Genomic DNA, 21,039 nt, shown 5'->3' with positions numbered 1-21,039 from the left:
AGGTATTCTAGGTCAAGGAAGCCGAGGGGATGTGATGCGGCGCCGCGCGGTGTGTGCGATCGAGGACCTGCCGCCCGGGAGCATGAAGTTGGTGCCGGCGGGCCAGTTCGGCGTGGGCGTGTACAACATCGGCGGCTCGCTGTATGCGATCGCGAACTACTGCTCGCACGAGGGCGCCCCGTTGTGCGAGGGATACATCAGCGGTACCACCGAATACGCGCCGGATATGCCCGACGGCATCCGGCACGTGCGCGAGGGCCAGATCGCCCGCTGCCCGTGGCATCAGTGGGAGTTCGACATCACCACTGGTGTCAACGTCGCCGATCCCAGCAAGCGGGTCCGCACGTATCAGGTCGACGTCGACGACGGGCAGGTGTACCTCATCGCATGAGCACTCCCGTCATCGACACTCCCGTCATCGATACTCCGGTTATCGACACTTCAGTGCAGCCGCATTTCCGGTACAACGCCGAGATCCGCCAGTATCTCGCGGCCCCGCACAAGCTGCGCGCCATCCCCGACGTCGAGCAGCAGTGGTACCAGGCTCCCGGCGGAGACTATCGAACTGACCTGTACGGCAACGGATATCCGGCCTCGGATCCCGAGACCGTCGCCCGGCACCTGTTCGACGAAGGCGGCGTCGACGTCGCCATCTTGAATCCGTTGACCCGTGGCAACATCGCCGACTATCTGCTCAACAGCCGCATCTGCGCGGCGGTCAATGACTGGCTGCTCGACCGCTGGCTCGAACCGGACACCAGCGGCCGGTTCCGCGGCACCATCCGGGTCAACCCGGAGGACGTCAAGGGCGCTGTCACGGAGATCGAACGGCTGGCGGAGCATCCGAAGATGGTCCAGATCGGTGTCCCGCTGCAGTCGCGCGAACCGTACGGCAAGCCCATGTTCGAGCCGATCTGGGAGGCTGCGGCAGCACACGGCCTGCCGGTCGCGGTGCACATCAACGGCGGCAACGGCGTCGACCACGCCCCGACGTTCGCCGGCCACGCCCACACCTACCCCGGATATGCGGCGTTCATGCCGCTGAACTACTTCGTCCACCTCGCGACGCTGATCGTCGAGGGGATGTTCGGTCGGCACCCCGGGCTGAAGTTCGTGTTCACCGACGGCGGCTACGACGTCCTCACGCCGCTGATGTGGCGCCTCGACACGTTCTGGATGTCGATGCGCGACCAGACCCCGTGGGTGGACCGCTATCCCAGCGAGTACCTACCCGACCACGTGCGGTTCTGCTCGTCTGCGTTCGACGGGCCCACCGACGCGGAGCACGCCCGGCGCTGGCTGGACTTCACCGACAAGGCGGAACTGCTGATGTACGGGTCGAGCTACCCGCACTGGTCGGCGGTCGGGCCGGAGGTGGCGGTGGCCGGTCTCAACGATCAGCAGCGCGAAAAAATGTTGTGGCGCAACGCCGCTGACCTGTACGCGCTCGAACCCCAGGTGGAGGGGCGTCTCAAATGACAACGATCGAGCGGCCGCCCGTCGCCCAGGACATCGCGGTGAGCATCGTCGACACCGACGTGCATCCGCTTCCCGTCTCCGCCGACGTGCTGAAGACCTATGCGCCGGCGAAGTGGCGGGACAAGTTGTGGCCGACGGGAAATGCCGTCTCACCGCTCGCCCACTTCTACGACACTCCGGACTCGTACAAGACGATGTCGTTGCGTGTCGATGCGAACCCGCCCGGCGGCGGCGTCGCCGGCAGCGATCCCGATTTCGCCGCCCAGCAGTTGTTGGTGGACGCCGGGGTGAGCATTGCCGTGCTGGAGCCGATGTGTGATGCGCAGCTGCCGCAGGCCGAACACGTGCTCAAGGCCGCCCACAACGACTGGCTGGCCGATGTGTGGCTGTCGGACAACAACTGGCATGCGCGGTGGCGGGGCGCCATCAGCGTGACCGCGCAGGATCCGCATGCCGCGGCCCGCGAGATCGACCGATGGGCCGGTCATCCCTACATGGCCGAGGTGCTGATCACCCCGCAGACCCGCGGAATCCCCTTCGGCACCTCACATTTCGATCCGCTGTACGCAGCAGCTACGCGCCACGGACTACCGGTCGCCACCCACCTGATGGGCCAGACGCCGTTCGAGCTGGTCCCGATCTATCCGGTCGGGAACCCGGCGCACTGGCACGACTTCTTCGCGTCATGGCCGCTGCTGTATGTGTCGCATCTGATGAGCCTGGTCTTCGACGGTGCGTTCGACCGACATCCGGACCTGCGGGTGGTGTTCGTCGAGGGCGGATTCACCTGGGCGCTGCCGGTGATGTGGCGGATGGACCGGATCTGGGAACAGCGCAAGGCTGACCTGCCTCATGTCAAACGCTCACCGTCAGACTACGTCCGCGAGCATGTCCGGTTCACGACACAACCGCTCGAGGAGGTCAACACCCGGGTCTACCGCGAGTACCTGGAGATGATGGATCTCGGTGACAATCTGATGTTCTCGACCGACTATCCGCACTGGAGTTACGACTCACCGGACTGGGCGATCAAGAGGTTCCCCGCCGACCAGCGCGAGCGGATCATGCGCGGCAACGCGACCGCGCTCTATGGCCTGCCGTCGACGGTCAAGGCGCTGCCCGGCGAACTTTGAGGCGATTTCGGTGCGCAAATGGTCGCTCATCGATCGATAGCGCACCGAAATCACTTGACGGCGCGGCGCTGTACCTCCAGCGGCACCACCGGCGGTCGCGCCGATGGCCCACGGGTGACCGCGTTCAGACGGATCTCGGGCACGTCGACGGACGGGTCGAGCGTATCGAGCCAGGCCACCGCGTTCGCCACGTCGGCAGCCCGGATCGCATACATCTCGAACGGCACGTCCTGCAGCATCTCGGTTTCGACCGGGCCGGGTGTGACGATGTGCACGTTGATGCCGTCGCGATCGACCTCTTGGGCGAGTGCACCTGCGAACGCGTTCATCCCTGCCTTCGCCGCCGAGTAGGCGGTGCGGGCCCGCATCGGCTCGTGTGCCGCCGACGATGAGATGAACACGAGCCTAGAGCCGGCCCTCATCTGAGGTAGGACAGCGGAGCTCACCACGAAACACGAGTCGAGGTTGGCCGAAATCGTTGCCCGCCACTGGTCGAAGGTCTGCTTGCGGGCGTACGTGCCGCCCAGGATTCCGGACGCGTGCACCAGCAGGTCGATGTCGCCGGCCGCGTCGACCGCGGGCTCGAACGTCGATGGCTGGCTGGCATCGGCGACGACGTACCGCGCACCCATCTCCTCGGCGGCGGCCCGCAACGGCGCCTCCCGTCTGGCCGTCAGGACGACGTCATAGCCACGCTCGACCAAGGCTTGCCCGCAGGCTTTGCCGATACCGCCGCTACCGCCGGTGATGAGTGCCGTTCGCACAGCGCACCTTTCAGCGCTGGCGCTGCGCGAGCGCCTGCGGCGACAGTGCGACGATCCGCTGTTCGGGGTCGCCCTCGAGCAGATAGGTCTGCGTGTCGGCGACGTGGCGTGCGGCCAGCTTACGAGCCCGCTCCGCGTCGCCAGCCTGGATGGCATCGGTGATTTTGGTGTGCACGCTCAACGCGATGCGGCGCTTGCCCAACGAGGGGTACTCGCCCTTGGCGGCGGTTTCCTCGGCCCACCAGTTCAGGTGACCGGTCCACAGTGTTTCGAGGCTGCCAACCACTGCGATCATCGTGTGATTGCCGCAGCCGCGCACGATCTCGTCGTGGAACTGACCACCGATCTCGGTGAACCGTGCGCCGTCCTCGATGTGCTCGGCCATGGCGTCGTTGAGTTCCTTCAGTTTCGGAATCAACGACTTTCCACGGTCAGGATGGCGCGCCGCAAGCGCCGCGCACATCGGGTCGAGTTCCTGAAGCGCCGTGCCGAGGTCGGCGAGCGGCACGTAATCGCTCTGCAACAACAGTCCCAGCATGTAGGCCGCGCTGGCCTTGGCCGGAGCATGTACGACGGCACCGCCGCGGTTACCTCGCCGGACCGAAACCAGCCCCTCGGTCTCCAGGATTCGCAATGCTTCTCGCAACGACACCAGGCTCACGTTGAACTGCTCGACGAGGATCTCCTGGCGCGGCAACAGGTCACCGTCGGTGAGTTCACCCTCGATGATCTGGCGGCGAAGCTCGTCGGCGACGATCTCTGCGGTTCTGCGCGATCCCAGCCGCCGCCGCGCCTCGGGGCCGATTCCCAGTGTTGTCATGACTTGGCAATGTTAACAGTGACAAGCCCGTCACCTGGGGCGTACCGGATCGCCAACTGCCAATAGTTACTAAGATGGCAAAGAAACGCGCGTCAGCGGCCGTGGAATTGGAGGAGTCTGTGGGCGAGGCAGCACCCACCCCGCTGGACGGTCTTCGGGTCGTCGAGATCAGCGACCGGATCGCCGGCGCGTACTGCGGCAAACTCCTCACCGACGCGGGCGCCGAAGTCGTCAAGGTCGAACCCCCCGACGGGGACCCGCTGCGCCGCGTCTCGGTAACCGGCGCGAATCCGGACGGATCCGATTCGCCGCTGTTCAGTTACCTGAACGCCGGAAAGCGCAGTGTTACAAAGCTTTCCGACGACCTGAAGATGGGTGCAGACGTGCTGGTGCTGACCGCGGACCGCGCTGCCGCGCGCCGGCGAGACATCGATCCCGGCAGGCTGTTGCAGGAGTCACCGGGCTGTGTCGTCGTCACGATCTCCGATTTCGGCTGGACCGGACCGTGGTCTGCACGCCCTGCGACGGAGTTCACGCTGCAGGCGGCCTCGGGACTCACGGGATTCCGCGGAGATCCGGCCGGGCCGCCGATCTCGATCGGTGGCGACGTGGGGGAGTACATGGGCGGAGCGTGGGCGGCGTTCGCGGCGCTGGCGCTGTGGCGAAGGGTGCGCAGCGGCGGCGCCGGCGGCCACCTCGACATGTCGATGCTCGAAGCGGTGACGCTGATGCAGAGCGGCGAGTGGCTGCATTCGGCGCTGTTGCGTGTCCCACCCATCCGGCGCTCGGTCGAGGTGCCATCGATCGAACCCGCCAAGGACGGCTACGTCGGGATCAGCATGGTCACCGGCCAGCAGTGGCTCGACTTCGCCGCGATGGTGGAATGCCCCGAGCTGACCGAGATCGACCAGCTGCAATTCCAGATCGGCCGCTGGGACTACCGGGACTGGATCCGCGAGCGCATCGGCCCATGGCTGCGCGAGCGCACCGTGGACGAGATCGTCGAACTCGGCCAGCTGTTCCGGATCCCGCTCGCGCCGATCGGCGACGGCGCGACCATCCCGCACATGGACCACTTCGTGCAGCGCGGGGTGTACATCGACAACCCGGCCGGCTTCCGCCAACCGCGGCCACCGTGGTTGATGTCGCAGGCAGCTGCGGCGCCGATTCGCCCGGCACCGGGAATCGGCGAAGCTGACGGTGAAACATTGTGGAAGCCAAGGGATCACGGCGAACCACGTGCGGCCGGTCTGCCGCTCAGCGGCATGCGCATCGTCGACTTCACCGCGTTCTGGGCCGGACCCGCGGCAACCCACGCGCTGGCGGCGTTCGGCGCCGACGTGATCAAGATCGAGTCGATTCAGCGCCCCGACGGCATCCGCTACTCGGGTGGCATGCGCCGCGACGTCGATGACTGGTGGGAGTACGGGTGGGTCTTCCACGCCATGAACACCAATAAGCGGTCCGTCACCCTCGACCTGCAGTCCGACGAGGGCCTGCAGTTGGTCAAGCAACTGATCAGCGACGCCGACGCCGTGGTCGAGAACTTCTCGCCGCGCGTGATGGAGCAGTTCGGCCTCGGCGCGCAGGTGCTGCTCGATCTCAACCCACGCCTGGTCATGATGCGGATGCCGGCGTTCGGGCTGACCGGGCCGTGGCGGGACCGCGTGGGCTTCGCCCCGACGATGGAGCAGATCGCGGGGCTGGCGTGGGTGACCGGACTGCCCGACGGTCCGCCCGTCGCGCCGCGCGGCGCGTGCGATCCTCTGGCCGGGGCGCATGCCGCATTCGCGTTGCTCGCCGCCTTGGACTTCACCGGACGCACGGGCCGCGGCCAGCTTCTCGAGGTGCCGATGATCGAGACAGTGCTCAACGTAACCGCTGTGCAGACAATCGAATTCGAAGTGTACGGGCAGCTGATGCAGCGCCGCGGCAACCGGGGCCACGGTTCGGCGCAGCAGGACGTCTACCGGTGCGCGGGGGAGGACGAGTGGGTCGCCGTCGCGGTCTGCAGCGACGCACATCGCGCAGCGATCGCCGATATCACCGGAGGCACCGCTCTCGAGGCCTGGCTGGCCACCCAGGGCGCCCCCGACGCCGTCGAACAGCTTGCCGCGGGCGGCATCCCGGCGGCGGTGGTGATCTCTCCGACGCTGGTGACCGAGAACCCGCAACTGCGGCACCGCGGATTCTTCGAATCGCTCGAGCATTGCAGCACCGGCGTGAACCTCTATCCCTGTCCGCCTTTCACCCGGTTTGCAGGCGCTGACCGCTGGCTGCAACGCACACCGCCGACGCTCGGCGAGCACAACACCGAGGTGCTGACCGAGATCTGCGGGCTCACTCACGCCGACCTGCAACGGCTGTCCGCCCAGGGCGTGATAGGCACCCGCCCGAAAGGACTTTGATTCAACGCGCCCGCAGTGAGATCGGCATCGCGTCGAAGATCGTCATGTTGTTGGTCAGGTTCGGGTAGGTCGCCGTGGCCGGGCCGAGCGAAATGTCGTCGGCGCGGCACAACAACTCGTCGAGCACCGCGCGGATCTCGGCGCGGGCGAGCATCGCACCGAGGCAGTGGTGCGGTCCGCCCCCTCCGAACGCCACGTGGGGGTTTTCCGAGCGGCCGATGTCGAAGGTGAACGGGTCGGCGAACGCGTCCTCGTCGCGGTTGGCCGATCTCAGCATCGACACCACCCGTTCGCCGGCCGGAATCGTGACACCGTCCATCTGCACGTCGGCTGTGGTGGTGCGGGTCCAGAACGCCACCGGCGTCGCCCACCGCAGCACCTCTTCGACCGCGGTCCGGCGCACCGATTCGTCGGTCCTGTACCGGTCGATCTGCTCGGGATTGTCGACGAATGCACGCAGCCCGTACGCCAGCGCGTTCTTCGTGGTGTCGCTGCCGGCGAACGCGATGACGAAGAAGAAGATCTCCAGCTCATTGGCGGGGATCGAGAGCCGCTCGCCGTTCTCGTCGGTGACAACGGCGGTTGCCAGCGTGCTCCAGATGTCGTCGGCCGGGTCGCGACGCTTGTCCGCGGTCAGTTCGAGCGCATAGGCGAAGATCCGGCCGAACAGGTCGAGTTGTTCCTGTTCAGTCATCGTCGACCCGGGCGAATTGGCCCTCAAGATCCGGTCGAAGGTGTCGAAGATCTCCGGGCGATCGCCCTCGGGGATGCCGATGATGTCGCCGATCACCGACATCGGGAGCACGTCGGCGACGTCGCCGATCCAGTCACCACCCCCGGCGGCCAGCAGCTCGTCGATCAATGCGGCTGCGCGCGTGCGGATTCCGTCCTCGAGCTTGCCGATGGCCTTCGGAGTGAAGGCGTGCGACATCACCCGTCGCCGCTTCAGCAGATCCGGCGGATCCATGTTGATGATCGTCGGGAACGAGCCGACGACGCCGACACCCTGAATGAGCGGCCCGTCGGTCGCGGTGAACGAGTCGGTGTCGCGGTGGATGCGCTGCGCGTGCCGCAGCCTGGTCGTCATCCAGAAATCGCGCTTGACCGTCGCCATCACCCCGTCGGTGGCGTCGTGGTGGAAGACGGGCCGCTCCCGCCGCAGCTCAGCGAAGAGGTCGTCGGGAAACCCGTTCTGCCACAACGCCGGATCAGACAGATCGACCGAAGCTGTCATCGGCATGGGTCCTCGGTGCTCCTCGTCTGCCCGCCTGCGATCGTCGCTGGGCTTGCTTGACCTAGAATGCCTAAAATAGTAAAAATAGGCAACGGGCGGACCCGCTGACGTGGGCTGTTGCGAGCGTGGACGGAGTTGGTATGACGGAAACGGTCGATGACCCCACCCTCGATCCGTCCGAACGCGAATTCGGCCCCAGCGGTATCAGCCTGTCGACCTACCGCTTCCCGACCGGATGGTTCATCGTCGGCTTCGCCTCCGACCTGGCGCCGGGGCAGGTCAAGCGCGCCCATTACTTCGGCGAAGAGTTGGTGATCTTCCGCACCGCATCCGGACGAGTCAACGTGCTCGACGCCTACTGTCTGCATCTGGGCGCCAACATGGGTGTGGGCGGCACTGTCGAGGGCGAGCACATCGTCTGTCCGTGGCACGGATGGCAGTGGCGCGGCGACGGCACCAACGCACTCATCCCGTACAGCAAGATCGGCTGCAAGCAGAACGTCCGCGTCAGGACCTATCCGTGCACGGAGTGGTACGGCTTCATTCTGGTGTGGCACGAGCGGCACGGCCGCGCGCCGTATTGGCAGCCGCCCGTGCTGCCGGAACTCGAGACCGGCGAGTATTACCCGCTGCATCCACACACCCGCATGGTGAACCGGGTCAAGGTGCACGCTCAGATGATCATCGAGAACGCGGCGGACCCTTACCACGTGCAATACGTGCACAAGGCCGCCAATCCGGCCAACACCGCGTCGTTCGAGGTGTCCGGCTACCACCTGCACGCGACGGTGAACGCGAATTTCGGTGGGGGACGGGCGAAGACGTGGCTGACGCCGAACGGGCCGGTGGACGCCAAGATCGTCTACGACAACTACTCGCTGGGCCTCGGCGTGGTCCGCTTCCCCTCGGAGCTGGTGGCGACCGTGCAAGTGACCGGGCAGACGCCGGTCGACGAGGACTACACCGACTACTTCTACACACAGGCGTCGATCCGCGAACCGGGTGACAGCGGTGAGGTGCCGACGGGCCGAGCCGCGAAGTTCCTGCAGTTGCAGCAGGAGGTCATCAAACAGGACTTTTTCACGTGGGAGAACATGAAGTACCTGGAGAAGCCGAATCTGGCGCCGGAGGAGGCGCACGACTACGCCGCGCTGCGGCGGTGGGCGCACAGGTTTTATCCCGGCACGCAGCCGGCGGCCACGGACTTCGGTTACACCGCTGACGGTCAACCCGATCCGGCCGCAGCAGGGGTGTGATGCCTGGCGACCCGGCGGCCGAGCCGGCGATGTTCGGCGTCGAGCGTTTCGCGGTGCCCGACGTGCTCGATCGCCGGGCAGGGCAGTTCGGCGACCGGGTGATGATGTCGATCGCCGATGAGCCCGTGACTTTCGCGCAGATGCGGGACCGGTCCTGCGCGGCAGCGCATGTGCTACTGGACCGGGGTGTCGCGCCAGGCCAGACCGTCGCGCTGTTCACCGGGACGTGCCCGGAGTGGGTGTACTTCTGGTTGGGGGCGGCCCGCATCGGCGCAGTGGTCGCAGCCGTCAACGCCGCGAGCAAGGGCGGCTACCTGTCCCACGCGCTCGCGATGTCGCGGGCCACGTTGGTGCTCACCGATACCGACCGAGCGCACCTGCTCGCCGACGTGACCGACGACATCGACTCGCTCGCAACTGTTGTCACCGTTGGCGACTCGCTGTCGAGGGAGTTGGCCAGGGCCCGCACCACCGCGCCCGCGGTGGCCCCTGCTGCGCCGTACGACGTCGGCGCGCTGTTCTTCACCTCCGGTACCACGGGTCCGTCGAAGGCGGTCGCCACGACCTGGCATTACCTGTTCACTGCGGCCGCAACGGTGGCCGCGGCATGGGAATTCAGCGCAGGTGAGGTGATTTGGACGGCGATGCCGCTGTTCCATCTCAGCGCTGCGCCGACCGTGCTGGCGCCCATGCTGGTGGGCGGCACCAGCGTGCTGGCCGACGCCTTCCATCCGACCGAGGTATGGGACCGGATCCGGGACTGTGGCGCGGTGGGTTTTGCGGGCGCCGGGGCGATGGTGGCGATGCTGTGGAACCTGCCTGCAGATCCGAGCGACGCCGAGACGGGCCTGCGGTTCATCTCGGCGGCCCCGATACCCGCCGATTCGTATCGCGCCATCGAGGACAGATATCGCTGCCGCGTCGTGACGATGTACGGCCTGACCGAGGCATTCCCGCTTGCCTACAAGAGTGTTTCGGACGAGGGCGTCCCGGGTACTTCGGGAACGGTCAACCCGGCATTCAAGGTACGCCTCGTCGACAGCGACGGGCGTTCGGTGCCCGACGGCGCCGTGGGCGAGATCACCTGCCGGACGCGGACTGCGCATGTGATGAGCGAGGGGTATGTGGTGTCCGCGCCCGGTGGAGTGACCGTTGCTCCTCACCCCGACTGGTTTCGCACCGGTGACCTCGGACGCCTGGTAGACGGACAACTGACGTTCGTCGACCGCGTCAAGGACTCGCTGCGTCGGCGAGGCGAGAACGTCTCGTCGGTCGAGGTGGAACAGACGGTGCTCGGCCATCCGGCCGTGGCCGACGCGGCGGCTGTCGGGGTGCCCAGCGAGCTGGGCGAGGATGACATCCTCGTGGTGGTGTCGCTGAAGCCGGGCGCGACAGTCGATTTCGTCGACCTCCTCGACTTCTGCGCCGACCGGATGCCGTACTTCTGCGTGCCGCGCTATCTGGAGGTGCTGCCCGAGATCCCGAAGAATGTGATCGGCCGGGTGCGCAAGGACCTGCTGCGCGACCGGGGAGTGGGCGCCCGCACGTGGGACCGCGAGACCAACGGCTACACGCTGAGCAGGTGAGGAGAACACGTGTCACTGACCTACCAACAACAGTTCGTGCTGGAGGGGTTGGCCGCGACGGCGGCGATCCTCAACCTGAACGCCCGGTACAACCGGTTGTTCACCGACGGTGACGCGGCCGGTTGGCTTGCCACCTTCCGGCATTCGGGTGCGACGTACACCCGTGACGGCCGGTCGTTCGCCGATCTTCGGGAGGCGTTCGACGGCGGCGGCGGACGGCGGTTGATCACCGTCGACCACGAGATCACGGTCGACGGCGTGGAGGCGACTCAGCGATGCGTCGCGCTGTTGTTGTACGGCAACGGCATACAGGCCACCGGCGGCTACACCGATCGGCTGGTCTATGAGCGCGGCGGGTGGTACTTCGCCTCGCGCGCGCTGGTCTGGGACTCGGCGCCCCGCGAGAGCGCGCTACCGGTGTGACGCGACCCATCCGATACGACCTCGCCTTCGGGTGCTACGAGGACGCGTTGCGAATGGTCGGCACCCGCACCGCACCCAGGTACGCCGGAACGGCCGTGAGCGGCGCGCGCATCCAGCATTTCGCCGCGATGGTTCGCGACCGCAATCCGTCCTACTGGGATGAGGAATTCGCGCGGCGGCAGTGGGGTGGGCTGATCGCGCCGCCGGCGCTGCTCATGGGCTGGCTGATCCCGCCGCCGTGGCTGCCGACGGACCAACCACCCACGTCGTCGATCGCGATTCGCGTCCCCTTGCCGGGCATCACGTTCATCAACGCCTCCAACGAAGTCGACTTCCCCTGCACGATCGTCGAGGGTGACCGCCTACACATCGTCGAGGAGGTGGTGGCGGTATCCGAGGAGAAGCACACGCGCTTGGGCGCCGGCCATTTCGTCGAGACCCGAGACGAATTCCACCGGCAGGACGGCACACTGGTCGCGGTCAACCGCAACACGCTGTTCCGCTTCACCCCCGGAGCCGACCGGTGACACGCAGCCTCATGTGGGCCGACGTCACGGTGCCCACGGAACTGCCCGAGGTGATCGATCCGATCGACTACCAACGGGTCGTCATGAACCCCGGCGCCACATGGGATTACTTTCCGGCGCACTACGACCCGGTCTACGCCGGGCAGCACGGCCATCCCACGATCTTCGTCAACACCATGCACATCGCCGGCTTCGTCGACAGGCTCGCAACGGACTGGGCCGGGCCGTGCAGCAGGGTGGTGCGGCGCCGGGTCACACTGCTCGGTTCGATCTATGCAGGTGACTCGATGGTGGGCAGGGGCCGTGTCGTCGCGAAGCGGGAGCCTCGGCTGGTCGACCTGGAGATCACGGTGTCGAACCAACGCGGCGAGTTGTGCTGTCCAGCCGAGGTGACCCTCGAGCTGTCGGCCTAGGGCTGCGGCAGCGGGTCGGCGCTCACCGTGGTCTGCAGTTCGACGTACTCACTCAGGCCCTCGGCGCCGAATTCCCGGCCGATGCCGGACTGTTTGAATCCGCCGAAGGGCATCGTGGTGTCGAGGGTGTACATGTTGATTCCGTATGTGCCCGTCCGGATCTGGGCGGCGATCTCGAGGCCGCGCGCGACGTCGGCGGTCCACACGGAGCCCGCCAATCCGTAGTCGGTGTCGTTGGCGATCCGCACCGCGTCGCTCTCGTCGGAGTATTTCAGCACGGTCAGCACCGGGCCGAAGATCTCTTCGCGCGCGATCCGCATGTCGTTGGTCGCGTCGGCGAACAGCGTCGGCCGGACGTACCAGCCGCGGTCGAAGGGGGAGTCGTTGCCGCCCAACACCATTCGCGCGCCCTCGTCGAGACCCGCCTCGATGAAGCCCTGGACCCGTTGCTGTTGGCGCTGCGCGACCAATGGACCGACGTCGGTGGCCTCGTCGGCGGGGTCACCCACGTGCAGGCCCGACATCATGTCGGCGAGCGCGGCGACCAACTCGTCGTGGCGTTGTTCACTGACCAGGATCCGGGTCTGCGCGACGCAGGCCTGACCGTTGTTCATCAGGCTCGCCATCTTCAAATGGCTGACGGTGCGGTCGATGTCGGCGTCGTCGAGGATGATTGCCGCGGATTTGCCGCCCAGTTCCAAGCTGACCCGTTTGAGCTGTTCACCGCAGACCGCGGCGATGTGCCTGCCGGTCGCCGATGACCCGGTGAAGGAAATCTTGTCGACGCCCGGATGGCGGATCAGGCTCTCGCCCGTCGCGCGGCCTCCCGGGACGATCGACACCACGCCCTCGGGCAGGTCGACCTCCTCCAGCATCTCGGCCAACCACATCGCATCGATCGGGGTTTCGGGCGCGGGCTTCACGACGACCGTGCAGCCCGCGATCAGCGCCGGGATCATCTTCGGCATGATCAGGAACTGCGGCACGTTCCACGGCACGATCGCGCCGACCACACCGACGGGCGCCCGGCGGACCTGCACGTCGCCGAACAAGCCACGCCGGCGCTCGATCCACGGATAGTCCCGGGCCGTCGCGAGGTTCAGGTGCATCTGTGCGACGGCTCCCACCGCCTGACCGAGCCTGCTGAAGCTGCGTGGTGAGCCCATCTCGGCGGTGATGAGATCGGCCATCTCGTCGGTGTGGGCGGCATAGACGGTCGCGAGCTTGTCGATGACCGCCATCCGGTCCGCGACGGTCATCCGCGGCCACGGGCCTTCGTCGAATGCGGTGCGGGCCGCCACCACCGCCCGGTCGACGTCGTCGGGACCCGCCTCCGGCGTCTCGCCGATCTGCTCCTCGGTGTGCGGTGAGATGACCGGAAGCCGCCGGTCGGTTGACGGCTCCGTCCACCGCCCGCCGAGGAAAAGCCGATCGTAGACAAGAGATCTCATCACTGCGCCTCCCGTTCCGGCACGGCGCGACCGCCTGCCCGCTAAGGTCGCTATTAATGCAAACATAGCAAGAAAACCAGGAGGAGTGGACACGGTGGGCCAGGACTGGCGTCGGTATCCCTTCTCGATGGTCGCCGGTGACCCGCAGCTCGATTTCCCCGCGGCCGAGGCCGTCCACCATGATTTCCAGTCCGACACCTGGTTTCTCGCCGGCGAGCTGACCGCAGAGTCCGGCCGGCGATTCGCGTTCCTGTCGATCGTCAACAAGAACCGGCCGGGCGAGTCGATTGTCGCCGACTTCTACACCCTCGCGGTGTTCGACCTCGACGCCGGTGTGTACGCGACCTACACCGACTACGACATGCCGCCGGCGAACATGGCACCGGGCGCGAGGGCGAAACTGACACTGGCCGAGGGACATCTCGGGATGACCTACGACAGCACAGCGGGCACGGCGTCGTGGCAGACCTGCCGCGACGCTCGCGGCGAGTTGCTGCCCTACACCTACGATGTCGATTTCGTGGGCGCCGATCCGGTGACCGGCCATTCGCTGCGGGTGAAGCTCCATGTGACGCCATCGCGGGCACCGGTGCCACTGGGCGCCGCCGCGCACAACGGTCGGATCGACTGCTTCGGCCAGGCGGGCACGTATTCGTACTTCCAGACCGGCATGTCGATGACGGGCACAGTGACGTGGGGAGCCGTGTCCGAACGCGTTTCGGGTACGTCAGGCCACGTCGACCGGCAGTGGTTCCCGCTGGTGGCCAACGCCGGCGGTCCCGGCGGTGACATCCGCTGGCGCGCGCACGAGTGGCGCACCATCAACCTCGACAACGGCGTCGACCTCAGCATCTGGCACCAGTTCGACCGCACGAAACACAATGCGCTGCAACCGTTCTCCGGTGCGACCGTCAGTTTCCCCGACGGCACTGCCGCACCCGAGTACGCCGACGACATCGACGTCGCGGTGCACGGTTACGTGCGCTGGCCGGAGACGGTGCGGACGCTGGTGCCGCCGCCGCGCACGGCTCGGTATTTGCCCGACCGGCACCGGCTGACGTCGCGCGCGCTCGACCTCGACCTGACCGGCGAGCCGCTGATTCCCGCACCCGCGCATGCGCTGCCGCTGGAGTACATGGAGGGCCCGTTTCGATACACCGGCACGCTACGTGGCGAACCGGTGAGCGGATTCGCGTTCTACGAACGGTCGCTCGCGCTCTACCGCGATTGGGAGTTGATCGACGTGCTGGCCACTGCGGTGGGGCCATCCGCGGTCGCGCCGCTTCGCGAATTGATCGACTCGGGCCGCGGCGATGAGGCGATCGACTATCTCACCGGCCGGATTCGCCCCGGCGCTGACCCGCGCACCGCGCAGATCGTCGACGACCTCGTCGAGGCGCTGTCGTCCTGACCTTTCAGGCTCCCAGCGCCCGAGCCCAACTGGTGTGCCGGTGCTGCAGGCCGGGCTCGTTGCGGCCGAACACCAGGTGGTCGCGCACCCCGGATTCCAGGTTGGCCTGAAGCGCGGTGACCAAGGCGTAGTCCTCGTCGCGGACCGTCGCGTGCGCATAGTCGAAGACCGCGGCGGCGCCGGCGGCGACGGATTCGTCGGAGAGATCCAGCGGGGACGAGTTCTGGTGCACGGTGATCGAGCGACCGGGCCCGTCGCCGGGATAGATGCGGAACAGCTCGCCGTTGGCGATGGTGCAGGACAACACGATGTTCGGGAACAGCGCGTAGATCACCACCATGTGGTGCAGCGGGTCCCACTGCTCCTCGGGGACGTCCTCGAGATCACGGATCCCGTTGAGGGGGAAGACAAGCCGATGGTGCGGGCCGAACGCATCGAAGACCGTGCAGTTGCTGCGGGCGATGGTCGCGAACGTGGTCCGGTGCACGGTTGCGAAGTGGTAATTCTCGGCGAACGTGTCGATCGCGAGCTTCCAGTTGATCGGGGAGTCGAGCACCTTCTCACCCAGCGGCGACCAGCGGCCGATACCCCACGAGTCCAGCTCGTCGGCCAACGGGCCGAGAAAGGCCGGGATGTCCAGCGTCGCATCCCGGTCCAGCGACAGCCACAGGAATCCCGCACATTCGGCCGCCGGAAGTTCCGCCAACGTCGTTGTGCCCGAGACTGTTTCGGGAAAACCCTCCCGACCCGGCACCGCCGCCAGAGCGCCGTTGAGGTCGTAAGTCCACGAATGATACGGACAAGCCAGTCGCCGGGCGGCGCCGCAGCCGTCGGCGATGCGCGATTGGCGGTGCAGGCAGACGTTGTCGAACGCGCGCACGAGGCCGTCGGCCGCCCTGGTGAGCAGCACGGAGCGGCCCATGACGGTTTTGGTGCAGTACGTGCCGGGTCGCGGCAGTTCCGACGAATAGCCGACCAGTTGCGGGGACCGGTTGAGCAGCGCGACATCCTGGCCATGGCGGTGTGACGAGATATAGCTGTCGGCGCTCACCGTGTACTGCGACGGCATGAGATCGGTGGTGTTGTCGCGAGCGAGTTTGACCGCGCGTCGGGTGAGGTCGATGAGCAGGTCGCGGTCCATCACTGATCCTCGGAAGAAGACTATTTCGTTATTTTTATAATGATGGTGCGTCTTTGTCAAAATCCGCTGGTGATGCGCGTGGTGGGCCTATCGTGCGCAACAGGTCGGGACACGACACCGGGAGGGCACCGATGACGCGCAGAGGGCGATCGGCGGTCGGCCGGTACTGGGCCGCGGCCACGGCGGCGGGGATCATGGTGTTGGGACTGGTCAGCGCGCCGGGCACCAGCCCGACGGCAGCGGCGTTCTCGGATCCGAACCTGCCCGTCGAACAACTCGAGGTGCCCTCGACGGCGATGGGCCGCACAATTCGCGTCGAATTCCTCTCCGCCGGACCGGATTCGCCCGCGCTGTACCTTCTGGACAGCATGGAGGCCGGTGATGATTTCAACGGCTGGGACATCAACACGCAGGCCTTCGACTGGTTCGACGGCTCCGGCGTCTCGGTGGTGATGCCCGTGGGCGGGAAGTCGAGCTTCTACAGCGACTGGTACGGACCGGCGAAGGGCAATTCGGGAACGTACACATACAAGTGGGAGACGTTTCTCACCCGAGAACTCCCGGAGTGGTTGGCCGCCAACAAGCAGGTCCGGCCGAGCCGCAATGCCGTCGTCGGATTCTCCATGGGCGGCTCGGCTGCGCTGATCCTGGCGGCTTACCACCCCCAGCTGTTCAGCTACGCCGGGTCGCTGTCGGGCTTTTTGAACCTTTCTGCGCCCAACGGGCCGGGGCAGGTCAGAATCGCCCAGATGTGGAACGGCGGCTTCGACCCCGCCGCGATGTGGGGGCCGCCGGGCGATCCGGCGTGGGCCCGCAACGACCCGACGGTGCAGGCCGGTCGGCTGGCCGCCAACGGCACCCGCGTCTGGATCTATTGCGGCAACGGCACCGCCACCGACCCCGCGCTGGCCAGTCCCGACGCCCCGATCGCCGGCCTGGGCTTCCTCGAGGGCTTCGCGATCGACTCCAACCGCGCGTTCGTCGACGCCTACATCGCCGCAGGCGGTAACAACGGCGTATTCAATTTCCCCGAGGGCATCCACAGCTGGGGGTATGCGGGCCAGCAGCTCCAGCAGATGAAACCTGACATCCAGCGGGTGCTCGGAGTCGACTCCGCGGCGCAACAGTGAGGTGCCGCAAGCCAATCCGCCACGGTGGCTGATGACCTGCGCGCACCGGGTGCTCACAGAGGAGGTGTGTGCCCCGCCCGCCGATGTTCGCGCGTTCTACGTCGATCTCGACAACATCGCGACGGTGCACCCGCTGGTCGTCGCGGTGCGCGCGACCGCCCGCATCCCGGTGGAGCAGGGCTACCGACAGAGCTATCGGGTCACCGACCGGATTCGAATGGGGCCGGTCACGCTGCGCACCACCTACCGGGCGCGGTTGACCGTTCCGGTGACCGGTGACGTGACAGCCGAAGCTCAGCAGTTCCCCGGCGTACGGCTGCGCGCCCTCGTCGGCTTCGACTCGACGTCCTGTGGCACCCGCGTGACCGAGCGCATCTGCATCGAAGCGCCTCGACCGCTGGCCCCGTTCGTCACCCGCGAGGCCGTGAAAGCGCACCGCGAGATGCTCCTGGGCATCCGGCGGAGGTTCGAGCGTTAATCCTCGTCGGTCGGCGAGGGGTCGCCCTCGGATGCGTCCAGCACACTGACCGCGATGCCGTAAGGCAGGAACCGAACCTTGCGGGACGGGTCGGTGTTGTTCTTGTTTGCCCGAAGCGCGTCCAGTTCGGTGGGATACACCTGCTCGATGTGGGCCCCGCCATCGGCGTCGACGGTGTAGATCGCCCACACCCCGTCGCCGGTCTCACCGGCGGTTTCCGGCTCGCGCCGCGGCCGCGACGAGCGGGTGAACTCGTCGACCAGGTTGGCCCAGCCGGCGCGTTCGCCGGAGGTGCTGAAGAACCTGCCGAGGCCGTCGAGCGCGTCGCGCAGCCCCTCGCCCGCCTCGCGGACGACGCGATCGAAATCCTCGGGATCGAACCCGAACGGGCCGTTGCTGCCCATCGTGCTTCCTCCTGCCGCCCCGCACCAGTGTGCGGCGATAAGCCCAGTGTGCCCGCAGGCGTGCGAGTAGTCGACTGAAGCGATCCTCAGGTGGTAGGCAACCTTATGGCAATCTCACCGGCGGACGCCTTGGCCGCCGTCGAGCGATCTCCGGCAGCAGTGGCCGCCCACGACCGCGAGGCGTGGGTGGCCGCGTTCACCTTCGACGGCCTCATCGAAGACCCCGTCGGCGCGCAACCACACCGCGGCACCACGGCGATCACCCGCTTCTACAACACCTTCATCGGTCCGCGCGACATCACCTTCCACCGCGACGTCGACATCGTGGCGGGCTCCACCGTCATCCGCGACCTGGAACTCGAGGTTCAGATGTCGGCCGGGCTGACGATGCGCATACCCGCCTATCTGCGCTACCACCTGGAAGACGCCGGGACAGAACTGAAAATTGCTGAGCTGTCAGCGTTTTGGGAGCTGCCCGCGATGGTCGGGCAGTTCCTTCGCAGCGGAGTCCGATCGGTGCCCGCCACCGTTGTGCTGTCCAAGGGACTGCTGACCAACCAGGGCATCGTCGGCACACTCGGCTTTCTCGGCGGATTCCGTGGCGCCGGCCCGCACGGCAAGCGACGGTTCGGCGAGTTCCTCACGGCCGCGAGGGCCGGTGACGAGGTGGGGGTGCGACGTTGGTTGGGCGGTGGCACGCAGATCACTGCGGGCGACCACACGCCGATGAGTGGCACCGACCTGTTGAACCGGTTGACCGGCGGCCGGCCCCGGAAGGTGATCGGCTCCGGTTACAGCCTGGTCTGCGGCATCGACGGCGCCACCGGCCGCGACGTGATGATCGCCGACGTGGCCGCCAAGCCGTTCACGATCAGGCGGATCCGCTATTACGCCGGCACCGGCAGGGCGATTTGATCACCTCGGTCGCGGGTAACCACGCACGCATGACTCCGCGCGAAGACGACGACAACAGCGAACAGGACGTCGCCGACGACGACCACGTGGCAGCCTCCCGGGACGGCAAAGCAGGCGACGACGATGGCACCTACGTCGGCCAGACGTTCTCCGACGATGCGATCGACGCGGGAGAGACCGGAGCCGAGGCACGCAGCGACGACGGTCGTTGACAGCGGGCACGAACAGGGTTCGCGACAGGTGAAGTATCGATTCGGTCGCGTCGGACGCGGTCCGCGCGCCGGACGTGAGACGGTATGAGCACCATGGCTGCCGACGACGAGATCAGCAACGAGATCACCTACGAGGAATTCGGCCGCAAATTCTTCGAGGTAGCTGTGACCGAGGAGCGCGTCGGTAACGCGATCGCCGAGATCGCGGGCGACGAGTTCGAGATGGGCCCGATCGCTCAGGGGCCGGGAAAGATCGCCAAGGTCACGGCGAAGGTCCGGATCCAGGAGCCGCGCCTGACCCGCGAGGTCGGCGCTTTGATCACGTTCGCGATCCGCATCCCGTTGGAGATCGACATGGTTGTCGACCTGCGGATCGACAAGCCGAAGTTCATGGTCTTCGGGGAGATCGCGTTACGCGCCACCGCACGTGCCGCCGATCCCTTGCTGCTGATACTCGACGTCGAGAAGCCGCGGGCCTCCGACATCTCCATCCACGTCACATCGAAGTCGCTGCGCGGCGAGGTGGTGCGCATCCTCGGCGGCATCGACGCCGAGGTCAGGCGGTTCATCGCCGCGCACGTCGCCGGCGAGATCGACAGCCCCGCGTCGAAGAAGGCCAAGGTCATCGACGTGGGAGCCACCATCGACACCGCCTGGACAGGGGTCTAGCGGCGGACAGCGTACGATTCGCGGGTGCTTCGCAAATCCCTGACGACGCTGGCGCTGACCGCCGGACTTCTCGGTGCGACGGCCGTCGTGACCGTGCCCGCCCATGCCGATCCCGTCGATGATGCGTTTCTGAACGCGGTGACCGAGGCCGGGGTGGTCATGAGTGATCCGGGCAGCGCCGTGGCCGTGGGCCAGCAGGTGTGCCCGATGTTGGCCGATCCGAGCCAGAACGCGGCCGATGTCGCCGCCAAGGTCGCCGACATGGGCGGCATGTCGCTGGGACCGGCGACGATGTTCACCGGCATCGCGGTCTCGATGTTCTGCCCGGCGATGATGTCGTCGATCGGCAGCGGCCAGTCGCCGATCCCGCTGCCGTTCCTCGGGTTCTAGGCCGCCAGGACTTCCAGTCGGGGGCGCCGGGGTCCGCGGCCCTCTCCGCTCGAGCGGCCGCGCAGGTGGCTCCAGAGCCACGGCATCAGCATGTTGCGGGTCCACAGCAGCTGGGAATAGGCCTGTGACCGCAGCGAAGGCCGTCGCGGCCGATCCGAGGACCGCACCCAGTCGTGGTTGCTGCCCGGTAGGCCGAGCGCCTCGGCGGCAGCGGCGGCGAACAGGATGTGTCCCTTGGTGGACCCGTGCACGCGGTCGGCGCTCCAGGTGTCCAGGTCTGTCATCGACGGTGCGTGGTACAGGTCGACGAGCCTGAACCCGTACCGCTCGGCGGCCGTTCTGATCACGTCGTTGATCCGTTCGACCCGCCCTGCGATCACCCGGCCGATCGGCAGTATCCGGGCCAGGTCGGGAAACGTCGTCGTCACCACCGTGGCATCGGAGGCGGCCAACCGGTCGTGCAGTTCGTCCAACTCCGCGAGCGCCTGCCGGAAGCGCAGGCCCGGGCGGGTGACGTCGTTCATTCCGATGCACACGGTGATCAGATCCGGTTGCATCGCCATCGCTTGCGGCAGTTGCTCGTCGAGCACGTCGCGGATCCGGCGACCCCGCACCGCGAGGTTGGCGTAGGCCAGGCCGGGGTAGTGGGAGTCGAGCGAGGCCGCGAGCCGGTCGGCAAAACCGACCAACCCGCCGGATTCGTCACCGTCCCAGAGTCCTTCGGTCTGGCTGTCGCCGACGGCGACGTATCGGGAGTACCGAACCACACCCGCACTCTAACGACGCACAACATCG

General features: G+C 66.9%; 23 protein-coding genes. 16 read left to right on the top strand and 7 right to left on the bottom strand.

Annotated features, from left to right (window positions below):
* Positions 1 to 34 precede the first annotated feature (34 nt).
* From G6N18_RS04395 to G6N18_RS04385, 3 genes are read left to right on the top strand one after another with little or no spacing between them, the layout of a single operon-like run.
* Complete coding sequence (locus G6N18_RS04395) at positions 35 to 391, top strand: Rieske (2Fe-2S) protein (protein WP_083004263.1); 357 nt, start codon at positions 35 to 37, stop codon at positions 389 to 391.
* On the top strand, positions 388 to 1,479 hold the full coding sequence (locus G6N18_RS04390) for an amidohydrolase family protein (protein ID WP_083004260.1): 1,092 nt from the start codon (positions 388 to 390) through the stop codon (positions 1,477 to 1,479). Before G6N18_RS04395 ends, G6N18_RS04390 begins: the two co-directional genes overlap by 4 nt.
* Positions 1,476 to 2,612, top strand: coding sequence for an amidohydrolase family protein (locus tag G6N18_RS04385; RefSeq protein WP_083004258.1), 1,137 nt, complete (start codon positions 1,476 to 1,478; stop codon positions 2,610 to 2,612). The genes G6N18_RS04390 and G6N18_RS04385 overlap by 4 nt, the downstream gene beginning before the upstream one ends.
* A gap of 50 nt (positions 2,613 to 2,662) precedes the next feature.
* Here G6N18_RS04385 and G6N18_RS04380 read toward each other — a convergent pair whose 3' ends face one another.
* Positions 2,663 to 3,376 carry an SDR family oxidoreductase gene (locus G6N18_RS04380; RefSeq protein ID WP_083004254.1) on the bottom strand — a complete coding sequence of 238 codons (714 nt, stop codon included), beginning with the start codon at positions 3,374 to 3,376 and terminating at the stop codon, positions 2,663 to 2,665.
* Between the two features lie 10 nt (positions 3,377 to 3,386).
* Positions 3,387 to 4,196, bottom strand: coding sequence for a FadR/GntR family transcriptional regulator (locus G6N18_RS04375; RefSeq protein ID WP_083004251.1), 810 nt, complete (start codon positions 4,194 to 4,196; stop codon positions 3,387 to 3,389).
* 74 nt (positions 4,197 to 4,270) lie between these two features.
* Between G6N18_RS04375 and G6N18_RS04370 the strand changes: the two genes are divergently transcribed.
* Positions 4,271 to 6,604, top strand: coding sequence for a CaiB/BaiF CoA-transferase family protein (locus G6N18_RS04370; protein ID WP_083004247.1), 2,334 nt, complete (start codon positions 4,271 to 4,273; stop codon positions 6,602 to 6,604).
* Position 6,605: 1 nt separating this feature from the next.
* On the opposite strand, the gene G6N18_RS04365 is transcribed toward G6N18_RS04370, so the two are convergent.
* Positions 6,606 to 7,844 carry a cytochrome P450 gene (locus G6N18_RS04365; RefSeq protein WP_407663551.1) on the bottom strand — a complete coding sequence of 413 codons (1,239 nt, stop codon included), beginning with the start codon at positions 7,842 to 7,844 and terminating at the stop codon, positions 6,606 to 6,608.
* 134 nt (positions 7,845 to 7,978) lie between these two features.
* Here G6N18_RS04365 and G6N18_RS04360 point away from each other — a divergent pair, with 134 nt between their 5' ends.
* The 5 genes from G6N18_RS04360 to G6N18_RS04340 are packed head-to-tail and all read left to right on the top strand — an operon-like array spanning position 7,979 to position 12,043.
* Positions 7,979 to 9,094 (top strand): aromatic ring-hydroxylating oxygenase subunit alpha, encoded by a 1,116-nt coding sequence (locus G6N18_RS04360; RefSeq protein WP_083004244.1) that lies wholly within the window; start codon positions 7,979 to 7,981, stop codon positions 9,092 to 9,094.
* Entirely contained in the window at positions 9,094 to 10,680 is a 1,587-nt protein-coding gene (locus G6N18_RS04355; RefSeq protein ID WP_083004240.1) for an AMP-binding protein, read from the top strand. The genes G6N18_RS04360 and G6N18_RS04355 overlap by 1 nt, the downstream gene beginning before the upstream one ends.
* A 9-nt stretch (positions 10,681 to 10,689) precedes the next feature.
* Positions 10,690 to 11,103 (top strand): nuclear transport factor 2 family protein, encoded by a 414-nt coding sequence (locus tag G6N18_RS04350; RefSeq protein WP_083004236.1) that lies wholly within the window; start codon positions 10,690 to 10,692, stop codon positions 11,101 to 11,103.
* Between the two features lie 53 nt (positions 11,104 to 11,156).
* Complete coding sequence (locus tag G6N18_RS04345; RefSeq protein WP_083004353.1) at positions 11,157 to 11,630, top strand: FAS1-like dehydratase domain-containing protein; 474 nt, start codon at positions 11,157 to 11,159, stop codon at positions 11,628 to 11,630.
* A gap of 11 nt (positions 11,631 to 11,641) precedes the next feature.
* Positions 11,642 to 12,043, top strand: coding sequence for a MaoC/PaaZ C-terminal domain-containing protein (locus G6N18_RS04340; RefSeq protein ID WP_067214160.1), 402 nt, complete (start codon positions 11,642 to 11,644; stop codon positions 12,041 to 12,043).
* Here G6N18_RS04340 and G6N18_RS04335 read toward each other — a convergent pair.
* A complete protein-coding gene (locus tag G6N18_RS04335) occupies positions 12,040 to 13,494 on the bottom strand; it encodes an aldehyde dehydrogenase (RefSeq protein WP_083004233.1) in 1,455 nt (484 codons plus the stop codon). The two genes, G6N18_RS04340 and G6N18_RS04335, sit on opposite strands and share 4 nt — an antisense overlap.
* A gap of 94 nt (positions 13,495 to 13,588) precedes the next feature.
* Here G6N18_RS04335 and G6N18_RS04330 point away from each other — a divergent pair, with 94 nt between their 5' ends.
* The gene (locus G6N18_RS04330; RefSeq protein ID WP_109749503.1) at positions 13,589 to 14,905 is read left to right on the top strand and encodes a lipocalin-like domain-containing protein; all 1,317 of its coding nucleotides are present in this window, start codon (positions 13,589 to 13,591) and stop codon (positions 14,903 to 14,905) included.
* A 4-nt stretch (positions 14,906 to 14,909) separates the two neighbouring features.
* On the opposite strand, the gene G6N18_RS04325 is transcribed toward G6N18_RS04330, so the two are convergent.
* Complete coding sequence (locus tag G6N18_RS04325) at positions 14,910 to 16,046, bottom strand: aromatic ring-hydroxylating oxygenase subunit alpha (RefSeq protein WP_083004229.1); 1,137 nt, start codon at positions 16,044 to 16,046, stop codon at positions 14,910 to 14,912.
* Between the two features lie 131 nt (positions 16,047 to 16,177).
* On the opposite strand from G6N18_RS04325, the gene G6N18_RS04320 reads away from it, so the two are divergent.
* On the top strand, positions 16,178 to 17,176 hold the full coding sequence (locus tag G6N18_RS04320; protein WP_083004226.1) for an alpha/beta hydrolase: 999 nt from the start codon (positions 16,178 to 16,180) through the stop codon (positions 17,174 to 17,176).
* Between the two features lie 31 nt (positions 17,177 to 17,207).
* A complete protein-coding gene (locus G6N18_RS04315) occupies positions 17,208 to 17,654 on the top strand; it encodes a polyketide cyclase / dehydrase and lipid transport (protein ID WP_067214181.1) in 447 nt (148 codons plus the stop codon).
* On the opposite strand, the gene G6N18_RS04310 is transcribed toward G6N18_RS04315, so the two are convergent.
* Positions 17,651 to 18,058 (bottom strand): Rv0313 family protein, encoded by a 408-nt coding sequence (locus G6N18_RS04310; RefSeq protein WP_083004222.1) that lies wholly within the window; start codon positions 18,056 to 18,058, stop codon positions 17,651 to 17,653. The genes G6N18_RS04315 and G6N18_RS04310 overlap by 4 nt on opposite strands.
* A 105-nt stretch (positions 18,059 to 18,163) precedes the next feature.
* Here G6N18_RS04310 and G6N18_RS04305 point away from each other — a divergent pair, with 105 nt between their 5' ends.
* The 4 genes from G6N18_RS04305 to G6N18_RS04290 all read left to right on the top strand — a co-directional run bounded on the left by G6N18_RS04305 (position 18,164) and on the right by G6N18_RS04290 (position 20,244).
* Positions 18,164 to 18,973 (top strand): nuclear transport factor 2 family protein, encoded by an 810-nt coding sequence (locus G6N18_RS04305; RefSeq protein ID WP_067214155.1) that lies wholly within the window; start codon positions 18,164 to 18,166, stop codon positions 18,971 to 18,973.
* 29 nt (positions 18,974 to 19,002) lie between these two features.
* The gene (locus G6N18_RS04300; RefSeq protein ID WP_067214154.1) at positions 19,003 to 19,185 is read left to right on the top strand and encodes a hypothetical protein; all 183 of its coding nucleotides are present in this window, start codon (positions 19,003 to 19,005) and stop codon (positions 19,183 to 19,185) included.
* Positions 19,186 to 19,269: 84 nt separating this feature from the next.
* Positions 19,270 to 19,854: a hypothetical protein gene (locus tag G6N18_RS04295; protein WP_082949111.1), complete on the top strand. Its 585-nt coding sequence runs from the start codon at positions 19,270 to 19,272 to the stop codon at positions 19,852 to 19,854.
* Positions 19,855 to 19,878: 24 nt separating this feature from the next.
* Positions 19,879 to 20,244, top strand: a complete 366-nt coding sequence (locus G6N18_RS04290) for a DUF732 domain-containing protein (protein WP_067214153.1) — start codon at positions 19,879 to 19,881, stop codon at positions 20,242 to 20,244.
* Here the strand turns inward: G6N18_RS04290 and G6N18_RS04285 are convergent.
* On the bottom strand, positions 20,241 to 21,011 hold the full coding sequence (locus G6N18_RS04285) for an SGNH/GDSL hydrolase family protein (RefSeq protein ID WP_067214152.1): 771 nt from the start codon (positions 21,009 to 21,011) through the stop codon (positions 20,241 to 20,243). The two genes, G6N18_RS04290 and G6N18_RS04285, sit on opposite strands and share 4 nt — an antisense overlap.
* Between the last annotated feature and the right edge of the window lie 28 nt (positions 21,012 to 21,039).

The sequence above is a fragment of the Mycolicibacterium celeriflavum genome (assembly GCF_010731795.1).
Classification (GTDB): domain Bacteria; phylum Actinomycetota; class Actinomycetes; order Mycobacteriales; family Mycobacteriaceae; genus Mycobacterium; species Mycobacterium celeriflavum.
This window is presented reverse-complemented; position numbering and strand designations above follow the sequence as displayed.